We start from the raw sequence: 20,803 nt of genomic DNA, 5'->3' as shown, positions 1-20,803 counted from the left end.
TTGAAATACATCTTTCGAACCACCTCCTTCCTTGTGTACCGACGAAGTTAGTGGAAGTCTGCGCACCCGGCAACGGAATTAATTCGAGGGCGCTGACCTGCTGTATCGCTGACCGTCACCCGGCCGTCGGCGTCGACGCGGACGACGGTGTCGGCCGCGTGCTCGGCCGGGAGCTGGTGGGTCACCACGACGACCTGCCGCTCCACCTCGACCAGGCCCGAGGCCGGGTCGAGCAGTTCGCACAGCAGCTCCGCACCCGCTTCGGCGTCCAGGTGCTCGGTGGGTTCGTCCAGCAGCAGCACCCGGGCCGGGGAGATCAGGGCCCGGGCCAGCAGGATGCGCCGGCGCTGACCGCCCGAGACCGCGGCCGCGCCGCCGACCAGGTCGGTGTGCAGACCGTCGGACAGGGACTCCAGCCAGTCGCCGAGACCCACCGCGCGCAGGGCCTTCTCGGCCTCCGCCTCGGTGACGTCGCCGCGGGCGACCCGCAGGTTCTCCAGGACGCTGGTGCCGAAGAGGTGAGCGTCCTCCGCGAAGAAGGTCACGCCGGGTCGCGGGGTGTCGAAGAGTCCCGCCCAGTGCATCAGCAACGTGGTCTTCCCCGCGCCGCTGGGACCGATGACGGCGATCCGGCGGCCCGGCGGCAGCTCCGGCAACGCCATCGCGGGTGCCGCGGCGGCGCCGCGCTCCAGCGCGGTGATCCGGCGCAGCGCCGCCCGCCCGTTCGTCAGGGCCTGCGCGGCGGCGGGCAGCACACCGACGGCCTCGAACGCCGACAGCGGCAGCAGCACGAGCACGGCGAACGCCATGGGTGAGATACCACCGGGCTCGACGGTCTGGAAGCCCGCGGTAGCCGCGCCGGACCCGGTGCCGTACAGCGCTATTCCGATGAGCAGCGCGCCGAGGACGGTCACGCCGATCGACAGCGGGGTCGCCGCGGCGGCCCACGCGCTGCGCGCGGCGGCACGGTCTTCGGCCGCCACCGCCCGCCGGCCGGCGGCGGCAGCGGTGGCCAGTGCCGCGTCCAGCTTGCCCGCCACTCGCAATTCCGGTGCGTGGTCCAGCACGGTGAGCGTCGCGGCCGTGAATTCGGTCCGATCCGTGCGCACCGCCAGCTCGGCCGCGCGGGCCGCCCGCGCCGAGAGCCACGGCGCGACAACGCCCGCCACACCCAGCGCCGCCGCGAGAATGAGCGCGGCCGGTACCGAAATCGGGAGCAGCAGACCGATGGCGAAGATCGCGAGCAGCACCGCGACGGCGATGGGCACGAACGCCCGCACCACCACGGCCCCGAGGTCGTCGATATCGCTCATGACGCGCCCGAGCAGTTCGCCGCGCCGCAATTGAGTCGGGTCGCCCTGTCGCACAGCACTGTTCGCAACCGGGCCGGCGGTGGCATCGAGCGGAGATCCGGTCCGGCGCGGCCGCCAGATATCGGCGGCCGCCAACGCACGGTAAGTAGTTGTGCGAGCGGTATTCATCGCGCGCAACGCCACGTCGTGGGTTGCCAGCCGCTCCAGATACCGGCACAGCCCGCGCGAAATGCCCAGCGCGCGAACAGTAACCACGGCGATGGTCAGATCCAGTACCGGCGGCATCTCCCACGCCCGCGCGATCAGCCACGCGGCGAGCGCGGCGAGGCCGAGCCCGCTACCGAGCGCCAGCACACCCCACCCGATGGAGACGGCCAGCCGCCCCGGCGAGATCGCCAGCAGCCGCCACATGCGCCGCAGATCATCCGGCAGGCTCGCATCCGGCGTATCGCTTCCCATGGTCACCCCTACCCCACTGGTCCGCGAGCCGCTGTCAGTTCGTGTCACGTGGGTCATCAGAGCAGCACCTTCGCGCGGTGGTTGGTGGCGCGGACCGGAAGAATGTGATCGGCGGCGGCCAGCACCGTCGGCCGGTGGCCGATGACGATCACGGTGGCGCCCTGCCGGGCGCGCAGGCGCAGGGCGGCGAGCACGGTGGCCTCGCTGTCGGCGTCGAGGTGCGCGGTGGGCTCGTCGAGCAGCAGGACACCGCGGTCGGCGGCGAGTACCCGGATCAGCGCGAGGCGCTGGCGCTGGCCCAGGGACAGACCCGCGCCGCCGGTGCCGACGACGGTGTCCCAGCGTTCCGGGAGCTCGTTCAGCACGGTGTCGAATCCGGTTGCCCGGCAAGCGGCTTCGAGCGCCGGACCGGACACGGAGCCCGCACCCAGCAGGTCCAGGTTTTCCCGGAGCGTGCCCGGGGCTAGCACCGGACGCTGCGGAAGCCAGGCGACCCGCGCCCACCACTGCTCCGGATCCAGGTCGCGGACATCGACGCCGTCGACGGAGACCGCGCCGGTATCGGGTGCGATGAGGCCGAGGATCGCCTGCACCGCGGTCGATTTCCCGCTCCCGTTGGGCCCGGTGAGCACGGTCACCGCGCCCGGGGGGCACACCGCGGAGAGTTCGGCGGGCGCCATGCCGTCGCGAGCCCGCACGCTCAGGTCGCGGATTTCGACGCGGCCGCCCGCCGTGGCGCCTACGGGCCGCGGCTCGCGGCTGAGATCGTGCGGGGATGACGGAGTCATGGGCGCGGCCGGTGCGACCTCGGTCGCGGGCGGGTCCAGCACCGCGAAAGCCTTGTCCGCGGCCGCCATTCCGTCCTGTGCGGCGTGGAACCGCTCCCCCACCATCCGCAGTGGCAGATAGACCTCCGGGGCCAGGATGAGGGCCACGAGCCCGCCGTACAGTCCCATGTTGCCGAAGACCAGCCGCATGCCGATGGAGACGGCGACCAGCGCGACGCTCAGGGTGGCCAGCATCTCCAGCACCATCGAGGACAGGAAGGCGATGCGCAGGGCGGACATGGTGCGCTTGTGCAGCGCGGCACCCAGGTCACCGACTCGCCCGGCCATACCGGAGCGAGCCGAATCCGTTTGCGCCCGGCCGCTTTCCCGCCCGAGGGCCCGCAGCGTTGGCATGCCGGCGAAGAGGTCGAGGAGCTGGTCCGACAGCCGGGTGGTGGCCGCCAGCGTGTCCTGCGACTTCCCCTGGGTGAGCAGCCCGATCAGGATCATGAAGATCGGGATCAGCGGCAACGTCACCAGGATGATGCCGCCCGAGACCAGGTCGTGAAAGGCGATGACGGCCAGGACGATCGGCGGCACCAGCAGCGAAAGCAGCAGCGCGGGCAGATATCCGGCGAGATAACCGCGCAGTCCGTCCAGCCCGGACCCGGCCACCACCACCAATTCGGTCCGCCGCGCCTCCAATTCGCGCGGTGGGAGTTGCGCGCCCGCGGCGACCACGGCGGTCTCCAGCTCGGCCACCACCTGTGCCCCGGCCCGGTGCGCGAGCCGCGACTGCCACCAGGTGGCCGCGGCCCGGACCGCGACGGCGCCTGCGAAGACCGCCAGTTCGGCTGTCCACGAACCGATGTCACGCCGATCCGGGTCGGTGATCACACCGGTCAGCACCCGCGCCAGGGCCAGGGCCGCGACCACGATGCAGATCGTGATCGCCAGCGACAACGCCACGCTCAGGACGAGATACCTGCGTGCCGAGTGGGCGTGCCGCCACAGGCGCGGGTCGACCGGACGAGCCATGAGTCAGCTCCGCACCTTCTCCGGCAGCAGCCCGATCGGGTCGGGAATCTGCTCCATGGTGAGCCGCTTGCGGAACACCCAGTAGGTCCAGGCCTGGTAGACCAGCACCAGCGGCACCATGACGCCGGCCACCCAGCTCATGACGACCAGCGTGTAGTGCGTGGAGGAGGCGCTGATCGTGCCGTCGCGGCCGTCGACGGTCAGGCTGAAGGCCGGGTCGATATTGGAGGGCAGCACGTCCGGGAACAGCGAGCCGAACAGCAGCACGGTGGCCGCCAGGATGGCGAGCGCGGTACCGGTGAACGCCCACCCGTCACGGGCCTGGGTGAAGGCCAGTCCGGTCACCACCAGCCCGATCACGGCCAGCACCAGCGGAATCCAGGTCCAGCCCACCCCGTAGGACAGCTGGGTCCAGATGCCGAACGCCGCCACCACGACCGCGGTCGGCACGAAGATCCGCCGCACGATGGCCCGGGCGTCCTCGCGCACCTCGCCGCCGGTCTTGAGGTTGATGAAGATCGCGCCGTGCAGCAGGAACAGCAGCAGCGTGGTCAGGCCGCCGAGCAGCGCGTACGGGTTGAGCAGATCGAGCAGGTTGCCCTGGATCTGGCGCTTCTCGTTGAGTTCGACGCCGCGCACGATGTTGGCGAACGCCAATCCCCAAGCCAGCGCGGGAATCCAGGAGCCGAGCCCGATGCCGATATCGCACCAGAACCGCCACCGGTCGTCGTTGATCTTGCTGCGCCACTCGATGGCGCAGGCCCGGGTGATGAGCCCGACCAGGATGAGCAGCAGCGCGAGATAGAACCCGGAGAACAGGCTCGCGTACCACTCCGGGAAGGCCGCGAACATGGCGCCGCCCGCCGTGAGCAGCCAGACCTCGTTGCCGTCCCACACCGGCCCGATGGTGTTGAGCACCACGCGCCGCTTCACCTCGGATTTGCGTCCGATGATGGGCATCAGCATGCCGACGCCGTAGTCGAAGCCCTCCAGGACGAAGTAGCCGATGAAGAGCACGGCGACCAGCAGAAACCAGAACACTTGCAGAGTCATCCGGGTCTCCTAGTAGGCGAAGGAAAGCTTCTCGACGGGTTCCCCGGACGTGTCGTCCGGGGAGTCGGAGGTGCCGGGTGCCGGTTCCGGGCCGGCCAGCACGTAGCGCCGCTGCAGGTAGAACCACGCGACCGCGAGGACGCCGTAGAGCAGCGTGAAGACGATGAGCGAGGTCCAGATGGTGCCCGCGGACACCCCGGACACGCCCTGCTGCACCGTCATTCGAATGTCCGGGTCACCGGTCGGGTTGGGCGCGACCACCCAGGGCTGGCGGCCCATCTCGGTGAAGACCCAGCCGGCGCTGTTGCCGAGGAACGGTGTGGCGATGGCCAGCAGCGAGAGCCAGCCGAACCACTTCTGATCGGGCACGCGCCCGCGGCGGGTGAGCCAGAATCCGGCCAGCGCCAACAGGATCGAGCCCGCCATCCAGGTGATCATGGCGCGGAAGGTCCAGTAGGTGACGAACAGGTTGGGCCGGTAGTCGCCGGGGCCGAACTTCTCGGTGTAGGACTCCTGGAGGTCTTTGACGCCCTCCAGGGTGACGCCGCTGAACTCGCCCTTGGCCAGCCACGGCAGCACGTAGGGCACCTCGATCAGGTGGTCGACGCTGTCGCAGTTGTTGTGCGTGCCGACGGTGAGAATGGAGAAGTCGGGATCGGTCGCGGTGTGGCACAGCGATTCCGCGGAGGCCATCTTCATCGGCTGCTGCTCGAACATCAGCTTGCCCTGCACGTCACCGGTGTAGATGAGCGCGATGCAGGCGACCGGAATGATCCACAGCCCCAGGCGGGTGGCGGGCCGCCACATGGTGCGGGCCTCCTCGATATCGCCGCCCTTGCGCACGGTGCGCACCATCCACCAGCCGCCGATGCCCGCCACGAAGGTGGCCGAGGTGAGCAGGGCGCCCGCGATGACGTGCGGGAAGGCCGCCAGGGTCGTCACATTGGTGATGACTTCCCAAATGCTGTGCAGCTCAGCGCGTCCGGTCTCCGGGTTGTAGCGCGCGCCGACCGGATGCTGCATGAACGAGTTGGCCGCGACGATGAAGTACGCGGAGGCGTTCACGCCGAGGGCCACCAGCCAGATGCAGGCCAGGTGCACCTTTTTCGGCAATCGGTCCCAGCCGAAGATCCACAGGCCCAGGAACGTCGACTCCATGAAGAAGGCGACCAGCGCCTCCATCGCCAGCGGCGCGCCGAAGACGTCCCCGACGAAACGGGAGTATTCGCTCCAGCCCATGCCGAACTGGAATTCCTGCACGATGCCCGTGGCGACGCCGAGGGCGAAGTTGATCAGGAACAGCTTGCCGAAGAATTTGGTGAGTCGCTTCCAATGCTCCTTGCCGGTGACCACCCACGCCGTCTGCATACCCGCGACGAGCGGCGCGAGGCCGATCGTGAGCGGCACGAAGATGAAGTGGTACACGGTGGTGATACCGAACTGCCAGCGCGCGACGTCGACGACGTCCATCCGACCTCCCTGCCGATCTACGACATGTCGTAGTAAACGATACGCCGGAAGGTGTCCTGTTCAACGTGCTCTGCGACACGACACGCCAATTATTTGCTGGCGCGCCTTACCAATCCCGTGCCGACCCCGCCTTCTCGATACCGCGGTCCACCAGCTCGATAATGTCGCCCGCATTATCGGGCGCGGACATGCGCAAACCGTCCAAAGAATTGACCCGGGCCGCCAGCGTAATACTCGACAGCATCCAAATACTGTCGCACGTCAGCAAATCCGCAGTGAACAAAGATTTGTAGATGCATTCCCAGCCGGCCCGCTCGGCCTCGGCGAACAGCGCGCGCTGCGTCACCCCCGGCAGCACGCCGTTCTTCGCGGGCGGGGTGATCAACTGCTTGTCCCGGGCGATCACCACGGTCGAGCGCGGACCTTCCAGCACCCGGTTCTCGGTGCTGGTGAAGATCACGTCGTCGGCGCCCATCCGCTGCGCGAAGCGCAGCGCCGACATGTTCGTCGCGTAGGACAGGGTCTTCGCGCCGAGCAGTTGCCACGGCGCGGCCTGCGCCAGATCCACCGAGATCCCGCGCGAGAGCGACACCACCTTGATGCCCTCGGACCTGGCCTTGGCCACCCGCTCCCCGACCGGAAGCACGAGCACGTACGCGGTCGGCACCGGCACGGCGGCCGCCAGATCACCGGAGGTCACGCTGTCCTTGACGCCGGGTAGCTCGCTGTCGCGGCCCCGGGTCAGCACCAGGCGCAGTACACCTTCGCGCTCGCTGCCCCACTCCTTGGCGGCGATCTCGATCGCCTCGCGCCAGCGGCCCAGCTCCGGCTCGGGTAGGTCCAGGGCCTGCGCCGAGTGCCGCAGCCGGCCTAGGTGGTGTTCTATCGCACAGGCTCTACCGCTACGCACCAGCACCGTTTCGAAGACACCGTCACCGCGCAGCACACCGATGTCGTCGGCAAACAGCAACGGCGCGTCCGCATCCCGGACCGCGCCGTCGAGTGTTACAAGAACTCGATCTACCATGCGTCGAGCGTAGGCGGTGTGACCTGGCCCCGCCTACGTCACAGCGAAGATCGCATACAGTGGTTTACGTGTCCGTGGTCGTTGTACCCAGTCCTCTGCTTTCCGTCCCGGGTGCTGTCGCGGGAATTCCGGAGTCTCCGGATGCCGCGGTGGCCTGGCATTACGGGGATCCGTTCGGCGAACAGCGCGCTGCCGCGCAGCGTGTGGCGATCATCGATCGCTCGCATCGGTTCGTCCTGAACATCACCGGTAAAGAGCGCCTGACCTGGTTGCACACCATCACCAGTCAGCACATCGCCAACCTCACCGACGGCCAGTCCGCCGAGAATCTCGACCTCGATCTCAACGGCCGGGTACTGCACCACTTCGTGCAGACCGAGCTCGGCGAGACGGTGTGGATCGACACCGAGGCCGAACGCGGCCCCGAGCTGCTGGCCTTCCTGCAGAAGATGGTGTTCTGGGCCGACGCGAAACCGGCCGCCGCCGATTACGCGGTGCTGAGCCTGCTCGGTCCCGGCATCGCGAACCTGACCGAGGCCCTCGGCGTGGCCGGTCTGCCCACCGTCCTGCAGGCCGTGCCGCTGCCCGACGGCGGCTTCCTGCGCCGCATGCCCTGGCCCACCGACGACTCCTTCGATCTGGTCGTCCCGCGCGAGCGGCTGGCCGACTGGTGGGCCCGGCTGACCGCGGCGGGCGCCGCCCCGGCCGGCATGTGGGCCTTCGAGGCCCTGCGGGTCGCCGCCGTGCGCCCCCGGGTCGGCCTGGACACCGACGAGCGCACCATCCCGCACGAGGCCCGCTGGATCGGCGGCATCGAAGAGCTCGGCGCCGTGCACCTGAACAAGGGCTGCTACCGCGGCCAGGAAACCGTCGCCCGCGTGCACAACCTCGGCAAGCCCCCGCGCCACCTGGTGCTGCTGCACCTGGACGGTTCCGCGGACGAGCGCCCGGTCCCGGGCGAGGACGTCACCGCCGGCGGGCGCGCGGTCGGCCGGATCGGCACCGTCATCGATCACTTCGAGTTCGGCCCGATCGCACTGGCTTTGATCAAACGCGCGGTGCCCGCCGACACCGCGCTGACCGCTGGGCCGACCGCCGCCGCGATCGACCCCGACTCGGTGCCCGACCACGACGCGCCGCAGGCCGGCCGCCTCGCCGTCGACCGGTTGCGAGGCCGCTGATGACGGCGGAGGTGCTCGCGGTCTGTGTCGTGCACGCCGAACTGGAGGTGCCGGGGCGGGTCGGGCGCACCGCGATCGACAAGCGCCCGGTGTCCGGCCGGGTCGAGGTGCGCGAGCTCGGCCTGACCGGCGATCACGTCGCCGACACCAAGCACCACGGCGGCGTGCACCAGGCGGTCTACGCCTACGCCGAGGCGGACGCCCGCCGCTGGGGCGCGGAACTCGGCCGCGACCTGCCCGCCGGCTGGTTCGGCGAGAACCTGCGCATCAACGGGCTCGCGGTCAGCGACGCGGTGCTCGGCGCGCGTTGGGCGATCGGCGACACCCTGCTCGAGGTCAGCGCCCCGCGGGTGCCGTGCGCGGTCTTCCAGCACTGGTCCGGCGAGGAGCACTGGGTGAAGCGTTTCGCCCTGCGCAGCGACACCGGCGCCTATCTGCGCGTGCTCACCGCGGGCAGCATCGGCGCGGGCGACGAGGTGCGAGTCGTGCACGTCCCCGAGCACGGCATCACGGTCCGCGACGTCTTCCTCGGCGCCGACCTGGAGCTGCTGCACCGGCTGCGCGAGGTGGAGCCCTCGATCTCCGACGACATCCGCATGCAGCTCGACCGGCACGAACGCCGGCACGCCAACGCCGCCCGCGCGGCGGCCCAGCGCACGGAGGCGATGTCGTGACTGAACGAAGTGAAGGAACCATGTCACAGCGTGCTACGCGCACGCCGGAGCCGAGCGTCAGCGAGGCGCAGGCGTGAGTGTCGAGCTGGTCGAGGTCGTGCGGTCCGGGTTCCGGGAGTGCGTGCATCGCGGTTCGGTGGTGCTGCTCGGCGCCGACGGTGAGCCCACGCTGGAGCGCGGCGAGGTGCATCTGCCCCTGTTCCCGCGCTCGACCAACAAGCCGATGCAGGCGATTACCCTGCTGCGCAACGGCTTCGAGCCGGTCGACGACGCCGAGCTGGCCATCACCACGGCCTCGCACTACGGCGAGCCCGACCATGTCGCCCTGGTGCAGCGCCTGCTGGAGCGGTTCGGCTTCGACGAGAAGCAGCTCGAATGCCCCGCCGACTACCCGTCCGAGGATCGCGCCCGGGCCGCCGCCGTCACCGCCGGCCCGCCGCGCAAGCTCTACATGAACTGCTCGGGCAAGCACGCCGCCATGCTCGCGACCTGCCAGATCAACGGCTGGCCGACCGAGGGCTACCTGGCCGAGAACCATCCGCTGCAGCAGTCGGTGATCGCCACCATCACCGAGCTCACCGGCGAGCCCGAGACCGATCTCGGTATCGACGGTTGCGGCCTGCCGATCATCCCGGTCTCCCTGGTCAATCTCGCGCGGGCGTTCGCCGCCATGGTCACCGCCGCACCCGGCACGCCGGAACGGCGCGTCGCCGAGGCGATTCGCGCGCATCCGCGAGTGATTTCCGGCACGAACGGCCCCGACTTGCTGACCATGGCGGCCACCCCCGGCCTGGTCTGCAAGATCGGTGCCGACGGCGTGCACGCGGGTGCGCTGCCGGACGGATCGGCCTTCGCCTACAAGATCGATGACGGCCATGACCGGGCCCGAATGCCCCTGACGCTGGCTCTTTTGCAGCGCTTGGGAGTCGAATGGACCGACGCGCACAGCGAACTCGCGGCGCTGCCGATCATGGGTGGTGGGGCCCGGGTCGGGGTGATCCGGGCGATCCCCGGCGCGCTGTAGGCAACCCGGGCAGAGGGCGACAACCGGGCAAACGACACCACTTCCGGAGTACTTCCCCCACTCCTGGAAGCGCGAGCGCCTGACACACGCTAAAGTGTCTGTCAGGAAGAGTATTAATTCGAACGGGGCCGCCAACACACCCCAGGCCGCCCCGCAGTGACGCGAGGGGGTCAGCCATGGGCCGTGGCCGGGCTAAGGCAAAGCAGACCAAGGTTGCACGCGAGCTGAAGTACAGCACGCATAACACCGACTTCTCGAGCCTTCAGCGCGAGCTTTCGGGTAGCCCCAACTCTCAGATGAGTGGTGGAGTGCTGTCCGAGGAGCACGACGCAGACGAGTCCCCATCCCGTAGTTGGGATGAGGACGACGACTGGCGCCGCTGAGATTCGGATCTTCACCGAAGGGGAGGTCGGCGGGCCTCCCCCTTCGAACGTTGACACCGTGCTGCGGATAACGCTGTAAGACTTTTCATAACGAAATCAGCGCCCTCATCGATGCGATGCGGGGCGCTGAGTCGTAGCTGGACAAAGCCCGGAACTCGTTGGCCGCCAACAACTCCGGACATACTGAAAAGCCCCGGCCGTGGCCGGGGCTTTCAGTGGTTCAGGGGCCGGATCAGAAGCGCGGGTGCTCGCCCACCAGGATCGCCCGCAGCGCGTCGGCGTCCTTGGCCTTCTTGACCGTGCCGAGGGTCCAGCACTCGATGTGGCGGGCGGTGAGCACCGCCAGCGCCCGGTCCACGTCCTCGGGCGCGACGACGGCGACCATGCCGACGCCCATGTTGAAGGTCTTCTCCATCTCGACACGCTCGACACGCCCGCGCTGCGCGATCATCTTGAACACCGGAGCCGGGCTCCAGGTGCCGCGATCGAGCTCGGCGACCATGCCCGCGGGCAGGACCCGGGCCAGGTTCGCGGCCAGGCCGCCGCCGGTGACGTGGGCGAAGGTGCGCACGTCGGTCTCGGCGATCAGCGCCAGGCAGTCCTTGGCGTAGATGCGGGTCGGTTCCAGCAGCTCCTCGCCCAGGGTGCGGCCGAATTCCTCGACGTGCCCGGTCAGCGACATCCGGTCGATGTCGAGCAGCACCTTGCGGGCCAGGCTGTAGCCGTTGGAATGCAGGCCCGAGGCGCCCATGGCGATGACCACGTCGCCGGGGCGGACACGGTCGGGGCCGAGCACCGAATCGGCCTCCACGACGCCTACGCCGGTAGCGGAGAGGTCGTAGTCGTCGGGGTCCATCAGGCCCGGGTGCTCGGCGGTCTCGCCGCCCAGCAGCGCGCAGCCGGCCTTCACACAGCCCTCGGCGATACCCGAGACCAGTTCGGCGACCTTCTCCGGAACGACCTTGCCGATGGCGATGTAATCCTGCAGGAACAGCGGCTCGGCGCCACAGACCACGAGGTCGTCGACGACCATCGCGACCAGGTCGAGCCCGACGGTGTCGTGCTTGTCCATCGCCTGCGCGACCGCGATCTTGGTACCGACACCGTCAGTGGAGGCGGCGAGCAACGGTTCGCGGTAGCCACCCTTGAGGGCGAACAATCCGGCGAAGCCGCCCAGACCGCCCTGCACCTCGGGACGGCTGGCCTTCTTCGCCAATGGTCCGAACAACTCGACTGCGCGGTCACCGGCTTCGATGTCCACGCCGGCCGCGGCGTAGGAAGCCCCAGCACCGGAGGGGGTCTGTTCAGTCATTTTCGGGGAAAGCTCCAAACCGAATCGGCGGATAGATGCCTGCTCACGCTACCGGAACCGGATAACGGCTCCGCAGCGGAGTTGGCTGGGGCGCTTGACGCCCTTCCGCTACGGGGCCGCTAGCGACCACTATCCGGACCTCAGCCCGCGCTGTCCGTGGCGAACAGCGCCGCGGTTTCGGCCCGGCGCCGGCGTTGCTCGACCGGGTCCGGCACCGGCACCGCGGCAACCAAGCGCTGGGTGTACTCCTGCTGTGGATCGCGCAGGATGCTGTCGCGCGGCCCCTGCTCGACCACGGCGCCGTTGCGCAGCACCACGATGCGGTCCGAGAGCTGGTCGACCACGGCCAGGTCGTGGCTGATGAACAGGCACGCCCACCCGCAGTCGCGCTGTAACTCGCCGAACAGGTCGAGCACCGCGGCCTGTACCGAGACGTCCAGCGCGCTGGTCGGCTCGTCGGCCACCAGCAGGTCCGGCCCGGTCACCAGGGCCCGGGCCAGGCTGGCGCGCTGGCGCTGGCCACCGGATAGCTCGTGCGGGTACCGGCGCTCGGCGCCCGCGGGCAACTGGACGTCGTCGAGCATGTGCCGCACCCGCTCCCGGATCTCGGCGGCACTGCCCATCTTGTGCACCAGCAACGGTTCGGCGACGCAGTCGCCCACGGTTAGCCGTGGGTTGAGCGAGGTCGCCGGATCCTGGAAGACGAACCCGAAGCGCTTGCGGATCGGCCGCAGCTGCCGCTGCGACATCCCCGAGATCGCCTCGCCGCGCACCCGCACCAGCCCGGAGCTGGGTCGTTGCAGCGCGGCCACGCAACGGCCGATGGTGGACTTGCCCGAGCCGGATTCGCCCACCAGGCCGACGGTTTCGCCCGCCGCGATGGTGAAGCTCACATCGTCGACCGCGCGGAAGCGCGGGCGCCCGAACGGGCCGGGGAATTCCACGACCAGATCGCACACCTCGAGCACCGGCTGGCCGCCGAGCTCGGCCTGCTGCGCGAGCGCCCGCTCGGACTCCGTGAGCGCGGGCTCGGTGACCTGAACGGTCGCGGTCGTTTCCTTGCGCGCGCCCAGGTGCGGTACCGCCGCGAGCAGCTTGCGGGTGTACTCCTCCTTCGGATGCGCGAAAAGCTCGTCCACCGGCGCGGTTTCGACCACCTTGCCGTTCCACATCACCACCACGCGGTCGGCCAGGTCGGCGACCACGCCCATGTTGTGGGTGATCAGCACGATGGCGCTGCCGATGCGGTCGCGCAGATCGCGCAGCAGCTCCAGGATCTCGGCCTGCACGGTGACGTCCAGGGCGGTGGTCGGCTCGTCGGCGATGATCACCTTGGGTTCGCAGGCGATGGCGATGGCGATCACCACGCGCTGCTTCTGCCCGCCGGAGAGCTGGTGCGGGTAGTAGTCCACCCGGTGCTCCGGATCGGGCAGCCCGACCAGACGCAGCAGTTCCACCGCACGCACCTTGGCCTGCTTCTTGGACATCTCCGTATGCGCGCGCAGGGCTTCCGAGATCTGGAAGCCGACGGTGAACAGCGGATCCAGCGCCGAGCCCGGCTCCTGGAACACCATCGAGATGGCGCCGCCGCGCAGGGCGGTGAGCTGTTTCTCGCTCATCTTGGTGATTGCCTGGGTGCCGAGCGTGACCAGGCCGGTGACCTGGGCGGTGCCCGGCAGCAGTGCCATCGCGGTGCGCGAGCTCACCGACTTGCCCGAACCCGACTCCCCCACGATGGCGAGCACCTCGCCGGGGAAGACCTCGTAGGACACGTCGCTGACCGCATGGACCGGGCCCGCGTCGGTGGCGAAGGTGACCGACAACCCCTGGATGGACAGGGCGGGCCCGTCCGGCGCCGTCTGCGGGTTACTCATCGCCGTTCTCCTTCGCCGCACCGGTTTTCGGGGTGGCCGGGGCCTCGGTGGCGGCCGCCATTTCGGGTTCGCCGGCGGCGTCCACGATGACATCGCTGCCGACCGTGGTCGGCCGCGCCGTCCGCCGGGTCCGCAGCAAGGGGTTGAGGACCTCGTTCAGGCTTTCCCCGACCAGCGTCATCCCGAGCACCACCAGCACGATGGCGGTGCCGGGAAACACTCCGGTCCACCAGATCCCGTTGGAGACATCGGAAATCGCCTTGTTCAGGTCGTACCCCCACTCCGCGGCCTGGGTCGGCTCGATGCCGAAGCCGAGGAACCCGAGGCCGGCCAGCGTGAGGATGGCCTCGGCGCCGTTGAGGGTGACGATCACCGGCAGCGACTGGGTGACATTGGCGAACACGTGCTTGTACAGAATCCGCGCGGTGGAGGCGCCGGTGACGCGGGCCGCGTCCACATAGGGTTCCTGTTTCACCGCGATGGTCGCGTTGCGCACCACCCGGAAGTATTGCGGCACAAAGATCGCCGTGATCGCCACCGCGGCCGAGAGCACGCCGCCGAAGCTGCTGGACGCGCCGCCGGCGACCACGATGGAGACCACGATGGCCAGCAGCAGTGTCGGGAAGGCGTACATGGCGTCCATGAACAGCACCAGCGCCTTGTCCAGCCAGCGCCCCACGTACCCGGAGACCAGGCCGAGCGGCACACCGACGACCAGCGAGAGCACCAGCGACAGCGCGATCACGTAGAGCGCGGTGCGGGCGCCGAAGAGCACCCGGGAGAACACGTCCTCGCTGCGCACCGAGGTACCGAACCAGTGCTCCGCCGAGGGCGGTTGCTGGCTCGCGAAACCCACACCGTCCGCGGAGTTCTGGGCGAAACCGTAGGGCGCGATCAGCGGCGCGAAGATCGCCACGAACACGAAGATCCCGATCAGCGCGAGCCCGAAGATCAGGGTCACCCGCTGCAGGCCCGAGGTCATGGTGAACAGGCGCAGCCCCGGTATCCCGCGGCGGTTCACCACCGGCGGGACCGGTGTCACCGAGACCGAGTCGTTCAGCAATTCCGGTGTGGTCATCAGAACCTCACCCTCGGGTCGATCAACGCGACGATGGCGTCGACAACGAAGCTCATCACCGCGATCGCCACCGCGATGAACGCGACGATGCCCTGGACCGCGATGAAATCGCGGGCCTTGAGATATTCGGCGAGCTGGAAACCGAGTCCCTTCCATTCGAAGGTGGTCTCGGTCAGCACCGCACCGCCCAGCATCATCGCGATGTACATGCCCATCACCGTGACGATCGGAATCATCGCGTTGCGGAAGGCGTGCCGGCCGGTCACCTGACGCGCGGTCAGGCCGCGGGCTCGCGCCGCGTCGACGAAATCGGCGCGCAGGGTCTGGATCAGGTTGATCCGGACCAGACGCAGGAACACGCCCGCGGTCAGCAGGCCGAGCGCGATGGCCGGCAGCACGGCGTGTTTGAGCACGTCGATCAGATAGTCGTTGTTGCCGTAGAGGATCGCGTCGACCACCATGATGTTGGTTTTCGGCGAGACGTGCTGCAACCGCAGCTCCACATTGGTGCTGGCCCGGCCCGCCACCGGCAGCCAGCCCAGCTTCACCGAGAACAGCAGCTTCAGCAACAGTCCGACGAAGAACACCGGCGCCGCGTAGGCCAGGATCGCGAACATCCGCAAGCCCGCGTCCACGGCCGTATCCCGGTGCGTCGCCGCGTATCTGCCCAGCGGCACACCGACCGCGAAGGCGACGATCAGCGCCCAGAACACCAACTCCAGGGTCGCGGCGCCGTAGGTCGTGATGACCTCACCGATATCGCGGCCGTCCTGGGAGCGGCCGAAATCACCGCTCAGCAGATTGGTCAGATACTCCCAATACTGGCCCAGGATCGGCCGATTCAAACCGGCCGCTTCCTTGCGGATCTCGATCTGATCCTGGGTCATGCGCCCGCCCATGGCGGCGCTGATCGGATCACCGATCACCCGCATCAGAAAGAACACCACCGTCACCAAAATCCACGCGGTCAGCGGGATCATCAGCAGGCGAATTCCCAGATACCTGGCCAACGCGGCCTGGCGGGAATCACCGCTCCCCTTACCGAATTTCGGCAGCCCGAACCCCCGAGTCCGGGCCTTTTCAGGCCCGGACTCGGTTGCGATATCGGAACTCACTTGCTCAGCGTCGTGTATCGGAACTTGAAGGAACCGTCGAGGGTGACACCCTGGACGCCCGTACCGGCGACGGCGATCTGCTTGCCTTGCAGCAGCGGCAGGATCGGGATGTGATTCTGCGCGATCTCCTGCTGGATCGTCTTGAGGATCTCGAGCCGCTTGATCTTGTCGGTCTCGGTGGTCTCCGAGGTCAGCAGCGAGGTGATGCGCGGATCCTCGAAGTGGGACTGCAGGAAGTTGTTCGGTGCGAAGAACGGGGTCAGGTAGTTGTCCGGGTCCGGGAAGTCCGGGAACCAGCCGAGCTGGTACAGCGGGTACGCGTCACGCGCCCGTTCCCGCTGGTAGGTAACCCATTCGGTGGACTGCAGGTTGACCTTGAACAGGCCGCTGGCCTCGAGCTGCGACTTGACCGCCGCGTACTCCTCGGAGCTGGAGCCGCCGTAGTGGTCGGGGTTGTACTGCAGGTTCAGTTCGACCGGCACCGCGACACCGGCGTCGGCGAGGAACTTGGCCGCCTTGTCCTTGCTCGGCTTGTCACCGTAGATGTCCTTGAACGGCTCGGTGGCGCCGGGCTGGCCCTGCACGATCGGCGACCACGCCGGCGTGTAGGTGCCCTTGTAGACGTTGGTGGCCAGCGCGGCACGGTCCACGCTGGAAGCCATCGCCTTACGGACGGCCAGCTTCTGCTCCGGCGTGCCGCCGGGCATGGTGTTCAGGTTGAAGACGATGTAACGCAGTTCGCCGCCGGGGCCCTCGTGCACCTTCACCTTGTCCGAGGTCTTCAGCGATTCCACGTCGGTCGGGCTGAACGAGCGGTAGGCCGCGTCCAGTGAACCGTTCTGCAGATCCAGCTTCATGTTGTCGCTGGTGGCGTAGTACTTCGCCGAGATCTGCTTGGTCTTGGGCGTGCCGAGAATGCCCTTGTAGTCGGCGTTGGCCTGGTATTCGACCAGCTTGTTCTTGTCGTAGCTGGTGATGACGTACGGGCCGGAATAGCCCTTCTTCGCCACCACTTCCTCGTCGGTGAGCGCCTTGTCGGCGGGATACACCTTCTCGTCCACGATCGGCCCGGCCTGGGTCGGCAGGATCGCCGGGAAGGTCTGATCGTTGGCGACCTTCAGCGTGAAGTTCACCGTGAGATCGTCCGGCGCCTCGGTCTTCTCGAGGTTGCCGAGCAGCGAGGCGGGACCGTTCGGGTCGTTGATCTTGACCATCCGGTCGAAGGAATGCTTGACGCTCTTGGCGGTCAACGGGTTTCCGTTGGCGAACTTCAAGCCCGGCTTCATCTTGCAGGTGTAGACCGTCGGCGAGGCGAACTCGCACTTCTCCGCCGCGTCGGGCTTGGGCGTGGTGTCGCCCGGCTCGAAATTCAGCACGTAGGAGTAGATCTGCGTCTCCGGCACCAGCGAACCGTTGTCATAGGCGGGAACAGGATCGAGCGAGAAGATCTTGTCCGTGGTACCCACGACCAGGCCGGCGCCGTCGCCGCCGTCGTCCTGGTTACCGGATCCACACCCCGCGACCACCGATGACGCCAGCGCGGCCAGACCGACGGCTGTAATCAGCCTCGTTCGGGTGCGCTGCCCAGGCGTCTTTGAAACCAACATCAGGCCCCACTTCTCGTGCGTGTCCGCACCGGGTCGTCCTGGATCACAGGACGGGTGCGGACACGGTGAACTAGCGATATATCTCGGGAACCTACCCAGGAACCATTTCCGGCGAGTTGCGTTTTCGAAGAAAAAATCACCGGCGTGTTAGCAGACGAACTGAGTCCGGTGCGTGCGGAGCCCCCTTGACAGGTCATATGTCCAGGTTGGCTCGGATTTCCGGAAAATCGTGTCTCGAGTAGGCCACGGCACCTCCTCAGACAACGCGCCGAAACGACCGAAGGCGCCCCCGCGGGGACGCCTTCGGTGTTCGAACTCGGTACTAGGGGCGGCTGAGCGCGCTCGCATTCGCGTTCTCGCTCAACAGCATCGCCTCGGATTGGCCGCTGAGCATGCCTTCCAGGACGTTCTTGCCGATGGCCGCCTCGGTGGGCAGCGGGATCGGGTACTCACCGTCGAAGCAGGCCGAGCACAGGCGCGACCGCGGCTGCTCGGTGGCGGCGATCATGCCCTCGGTGGAGATGTAGCCGAGGCTGTCGGCGCCGATGGAGCGGCGCACCGCCTCCACCATGTCGTCGTAGCTGTCGTCGGCGCCGGCGCCGTTGGCGATCAACTCCGCCCGCGAGGCGAAATCGATGCCGTAGAAGCACGGCCACTTCACCGGCGGCGAGGCGATCCGGACGTGGATCTCCAAGGCGCCGGCCTCGCGCAGCATGCGGACCAGGGCGCGCTGGGTGTTGCCGCGCACGATCGAATCGTCGACGACGATGAGCCGCTTACCGCGGATCACCTCGCGCAACGGATTCAGCTTCAGCCGGATGCCGAGCTGGCGAATGGTCTGGCTGGGCTGGATGAAGGTGCGCCCGACATAGGCGTTCTTCATCAGGCCCTGGCCGTAGGGCAGACCCGAGCCCTGCGCGTAACCGACGGCAGCGGGGGTACCGGACTCCGGCACCGGGATCACCAGGTCGGCGTCGATCGGGTGTTCGCCGGCCAGACGGCGGCCGATCTCGACGCGGGTGGCGTGCACCGAGCGGCCGGAGATGGTGGAGTCGGGACGCGCCAGGTAGACGAACTCGAAGACGCAGCCCTTGGGCTCGGGATTGGCGAAACGCATGGAGCGCACGCCCTCCGCGTCGATCGCCAGCAGTTCGCCCGGCTCGATCTCGCGGACGAACGCGGCGCCGACGATGTCCAATGCTGCGGTTTCGCTGGCGACCACCCAGCCGCGGTCGAGCCGGCCCAGGCAGAGCGGGCGCACGCCGTGCGGATCGCGGGCGGCGTAGAGCGTGTGCTCGTCCATGAAGGTCAGGCAGAACGCGCCTTTGAGCGTCGGCAGCAGTTCCATCGCGGCCTGCTCGATGGAGGAGTCGGCGGAGGCGTGCGCGAGCAGCGCGGTCACCACGTCGGAGTCGGAGGTCGCGGCCGCGGGCTGCGGGCGGCCACCGTGCACTCCGGCGCCGGTGAGACCCAGTTCCCTTGCCCGGCTGGCCAATTCGGCGGTGTTGACGAGATTTCCGTTGTGGCCCAGGGCAAGTCCGGAGCCGACGGCGGTGGTGCGGAAGATCGGCTGCGCGTTCTCCCAGGTCACCCCGCCCGTGGTGGAGTAGCGACAGTGGCCGACGGCGATATGCCCCGGCATGGCGGCGAGCGTCTGCTCGTCGAAGACCTGACTTACCAGGCCCAGATCCTTGAACACCAGGATCTGCGAACCATCGGAAACCGCGATACCCGCGGCCTCCTGGCCGCGGTGCTGCAATGCGTAGAGCCCGTAGTACGTGAGCTTCGCCACGTCCTCGCTCGGGGCCCAGACACCGAAAACGCCACATTCCTCGCGTGGTTCGTTCTCGTCCTGATCGGGATTGACTGCCTGGCTGACGTCGGTCAACGTTTGCTCCCTATTCGGGCGGACTGGGGGCAACATCATTCTACGGATCGATATCCCGCCGCGAGCACCGCCACCGCATACCGGCGGCAATCTGCCCTCGAGAGTGACCGGCGACACCGGGGCCGAGCTGCCGAATATCGACTTCGACTGCTGTTACCGTCCCGACGTGACGACATCGGCGGAAGTGGAGAGCACCCAGGCCGCACGACTGCGGCCACGCGCCTGGCTGGCACCGATCATAGTGCTGACGCTGTTCAGCGCCCTGCTGGGCACCATGTATCTCGCCTACGTGGTCGACCCGGAGAAGAACCTGCACGACTTCCCGATCGCCCTGGTCAACCAGGATCAGGGCGACGTCACCGGGCCGCCGGAGGCCCAGCAGCGCGTGAACTTCGGCGATCAGGTCGCCGCCGCCATGAAGCAGGGCATTCCCACCGACAAGGTCGACCTGCGCGAGCTCGGCATCAACGAGGCCGAACTGCAGATGCAGAGCGGCAAGGTCTACGGCACCATCATCATTCCCAGCGACTTCAGCAAGCGGCTCGGGATCCTCGGGGTCGGCAGCGTCATCCCCGGCGATATCCAGAAGCCGACGATCACCTTGCAGACCAACCCGCGTACCGGCGCGTTCGTCACCAACATCGTGCAGAAGGTCGGCAACGAGGCCCTGGCCCAGGTCGACACCCAGGTCGGCAAGCAGCTCACCCAGCAGGTGCAGACACAGCTGGCCCCGCCCGGCGGCGGTCCCGCGCCCGAGCTGACCGGCGCCACCCGGCTCGCGCTGGCCGATCCCGTCGACATCATCGTCGAACCGTTCCGGCAGTTGCCCTCGGGAACCGGCGAGGGCTTGACGGCCTTCTTCTACGCGTTGCTGCTGCTGCTCGCCGGCCTGATCGGGTCGATGACCGTGCACACCATGATCGATGCCGCGCTCGGCGTGGTCCCGACCGAATACGGGCCCTGGTTCGTGCACTACCCGCGCACACACCTGTCCCGCTTCAAGACCCTGCTGATCAAGTGGGGTGTGATGCTGGTCATCTCGGTGCTGGTGTCCGGGGTGTTCGTCCTGGTCGGCAAGGCGCTGGACATGCCGATCACCAATTCGTTCACGCTGTATCTGTACGGGGTGCTCGCGATCGCCGCCGTCGGCATCACGGGCTTGGCGATCCTCGCGGCGATCGGCTCCGCGGGCTTGCTGGTGAACATGATCCTGTTCATCGTGCTGGGCCTGCCGTCCTCCGGCGGCACCGTCCCGATCGAGGCGACCCCGCGCTACCTCGGCTGGCTGGCCCAGTTCGAGCCGATGCACCAGGTGTTCCTCGGGGTGCGGGCCATCCTGTACTTCGACGGGAATCTGCAAGCCGGTCTGGCGCGCGGCGTGTGGATGGCGTTGCTGGGCATGGCGGTCGGGCTGGTGCTGGGTGTGCTGGTCACCCGGTTCTACGACCGCAAAGGACTGCATCGCGGCTCCTCGATCGTCGTCGACGACTCCGGCGCCTCGGTGGACAACCGCACCGCCGATTGATCGCCCCCGGGTAGA

16 protein-coding genes are annotated in these 20,803 nt (G+C 68.2%); 5 read left to right on the top strand and 11 right to left on the bottom strand.

Annotated features, from left to right (window positions below):
• Window positions 1-47 precede the first annotated feature (47 nt).
• The 5 genes from AB0H76_RS27510 to AB0H76_RS27490 all read right to left on the bottom strand — a co-directional run bounded on the left by AB0H76_RS27510 (window position 48) and on the right by AB0H76_RS27490 (window position 7,127).
• Window positions 48-1,772, bottom strand: a complete 1,725-nt coding sequence (locus AB0H76_RS27510; RefSeq protein ID WP_357329564.1) for an ATP-binding cassette domain-containing protein — start codon at window positions 1,770-1,772, stop codon at window positions 48-50.
• A 56-nt stretch (window positions 1,773-1,828) separates the two neighbouring features.
• Entirely contained in the window at window positions 1,829-3,577 is a 1,749-nt protein-coding gene (gene cydD / locus AB0H76_RS27505) for a thiol reductant ABC exporter subunit CydD (protein WP_357329562.1), read from the bottom strand.
• Window positions 3,578-3,580: 3 nt separating this feature from the next.
• On the bottom strand, window positions 3,581-4,630 hold the full coding sequence (cydB, locus tag AB0H76_RS27500; RefSeq protein ID WP_357329560.1) for a cytochrome d ubiquinol oxidase subunit II: 1,050 nt from the start codon (window positions 4,628-4,630) through the stop codon (window positions 3,581-3,583).
• A 9-nt stretch (window positions 4,631-4,639) separates the two neighbouring features.
• The gene (locus AB0H76_RS27495) at window positions 4,640-6,100 is read right to left on the bottom strand and encodes a cytochrome ubiquinol oxidase subunit I (protein ID WP_357329558.1); all 1,461 of its coding nucleotides are present in this window, start codon (window positions 6,098-6,100) and stop codon (window positions 4,640-4,642) included.
• 106 nt (window positions 6,101-6,206) lie between these two features.
• Window positions 6,207-7,127 carry an aminodeoxychorismate lyase gene (locus AB0H76_RS27490; protein ID WP_357329556.1) on the bottom strand — a complete coding sequence of 307 codons (921 nt, stop codon included), beginning with the start codon at window positions 7,125-7,127 and terminating at the stop codon, window positions 6,207-6,209.
• A gap of 68 nt (window positions 7,128-7,195) precedes the next feature.
• Here AB0H76_RS27490 and AB0H76_RS27485 point away from each other — a divergent pair, with 68 nt between their 5' ends.
• The 4 genes from AB0H76_RS27485 to AB0H76_RS27470 all read left to right on the top strand — a co-directional run bounded on the left by AB0H76_RS27485 (window position 7,196) and on the right by AB0H76_RS27470 (window position 10,389).
• Window positions 7,196-8,308: a folate-binding protein YgfZ gene (locus AB0H76_RS27485; protein WP_357329554.1), complete on the top strand. Its 1,113-nt coding sequence runs from the start codon at window positions 7,196-7,198 to the stop codon at window positions 8,306-8,308.
• Window positions 8,308-8,982 carry an MOSC domain-containing protein gene (locus tag AB0H76_RS27480; protein WP_357329552.1) on the top strand — a complete coding sequence of 225 codons (675 nt, stop codon included), beginning with the start codon at window positions 8,308-8,310 and terminating at the stop codon, window positions 8,980-8,982. Before AB0H76_RS27485 ends, AB0H76_RS27480 begins: the two co-directional genes overlap by 1 nt.
• 73 nt (window positions 8,983-9,055) lie before the next feature.
• Window positions 9,056-10,006, top strand: coding sequence for an asparaginase (locus tag AB0H76_RS27475; protein ID WP_357329550.1), 951 nt, complete (start codon window positions 9,056-9,058; stop codon window positions 10,004-10,006).
• A gap of 176 nt (window positions 10,007-10,182) precedes the next feature.
• Window positions 10,183-10,389, top strand: a complete 207-nt coding sequence (locus tag AB0H76_RS27470; protein ID WP_357329548.1) for a DUF3073 domain-containing protein — start codon at window positions 10,183-10,185, stop codon at window positions 10,387-10,389.
• Between the two features lie 232 nt (window positions 10,390-10,621).
• Here the strand turns inward: AB0H76_RS27470 and purM are convergent, their stop codons facing one another.
• The 6 genes from purM to purF all read right to left on the bottom strand — a co-directional run bounded on the left by purM (window position 10,622) and on the right by purF (window position 19,263).
• Window positions 10,622-11,701 (bottom strand): phosphoribosylformylglycinamidine cyclo-ligase, encoded by a 1,080-nt coding sequence (gene purM / locus AB0H76_RS27465; protein ID WP_357329546.1) that lies wholly within the window; start codon window positions 11,699-11,701, stop codon window positions 10,622-10,624.
• Between the two features lie 140 nt (window positions 11,702-11,841).
• Complete coding sequence (locus AB0H76_RS27460) at window positions 11,842-13,575, bottom strand: ABC transporter ATP-binding protein (protein ID WP_357329544.1); 1,734 nt, start codon at window positions 13,573-13,575, stop codon at window positions 11,842-11,844.
• On the bottom strand, window positions 13,568-14,557 hold the full coding sequence (locus AB0H76_RS27455; protein ID WP_357329934.1) for an ABC transporter permease: 990 nt from the start codon (window positions 14,555-14,557) through the stop codon (window positions 13,568-13,570). The genes AB0H76_RS27460 and AB0H76_RS27455 overlap by 8 nt, the downstream gene beginning before the upstream one ends.
• A gap of 95 nt (window positions 14,558-14,652) precedes the next feature.
• A complete protein-coding gene (locus tag AB0H76_RS27450; protein WP_357329932.1) occupies window positions 14,653-15,663 on the bottom strand; it encodes an ABC transporter permease in 1,011 nt (336 codons plus the stop codon).
• 101 nt (window positions 15,664-15,764) lie between these two features.
• Window positions 15,765-17,375 carry an ABC transporter substrate-binding protein gene (locus tag AB0H76_RS27445; RefSeq protein ID WP_357329542.1) on the bottom strand — a complete coding sequence of 537 codons (1,611 nt, stop codon included), beginning with the start codon at window positions 17,373-17,375 and terminating at the stop codon, window positions 15,765-15,767.
• 322 nt (window positions 17,376-17,697) lie between these two features.
• Window positions 17,698-19,263 carry an amidophosphoribosyltransferase gene (purF, locus tag AB0H76_RS27440; RefSeq protein WP_357329540.1) on the bottom strand — a complete coding sequence of 522 codons (1,566 nt, stop codon included), beginning with the start codon at window positions 19,261-19,263 and terminating at the stop codon, window positions 17,698-17,700.
• Between the two features lie 166 nt (window positions 19,264-19,429).
• On the opposite strand from purF, the gene AB0H76_RS27435 reads away from it, so the two are divergent.
• Window positions 19,430-20,788 carry an ABC transporter permease gene (locus AB0H76_RS27435; RefSeq protein WP_357329538.1) on the top strand — a complete coding sequence of 453 codons (1,359 nt, stop codon included), beginning with the start codon at window positions 19,430-19,432 and terminating at the stop codon, window positions 20,786-20,788.
• The last annotated feature ends 15 nt before the right edge of the window (window positions 20,789-20,803 follow it).

The organism is Nocardia sp. NPDC050712, from assembly GCF_040654295.1.
Lineage (GTDB): Bacteria > Actinomycetota > Actinomycetes > Mycobacteriales > Mycobacteriaceae > Nocardia.
This window is presented reverse-complemented; position numbering and strand designations above follow the sequence as displayed.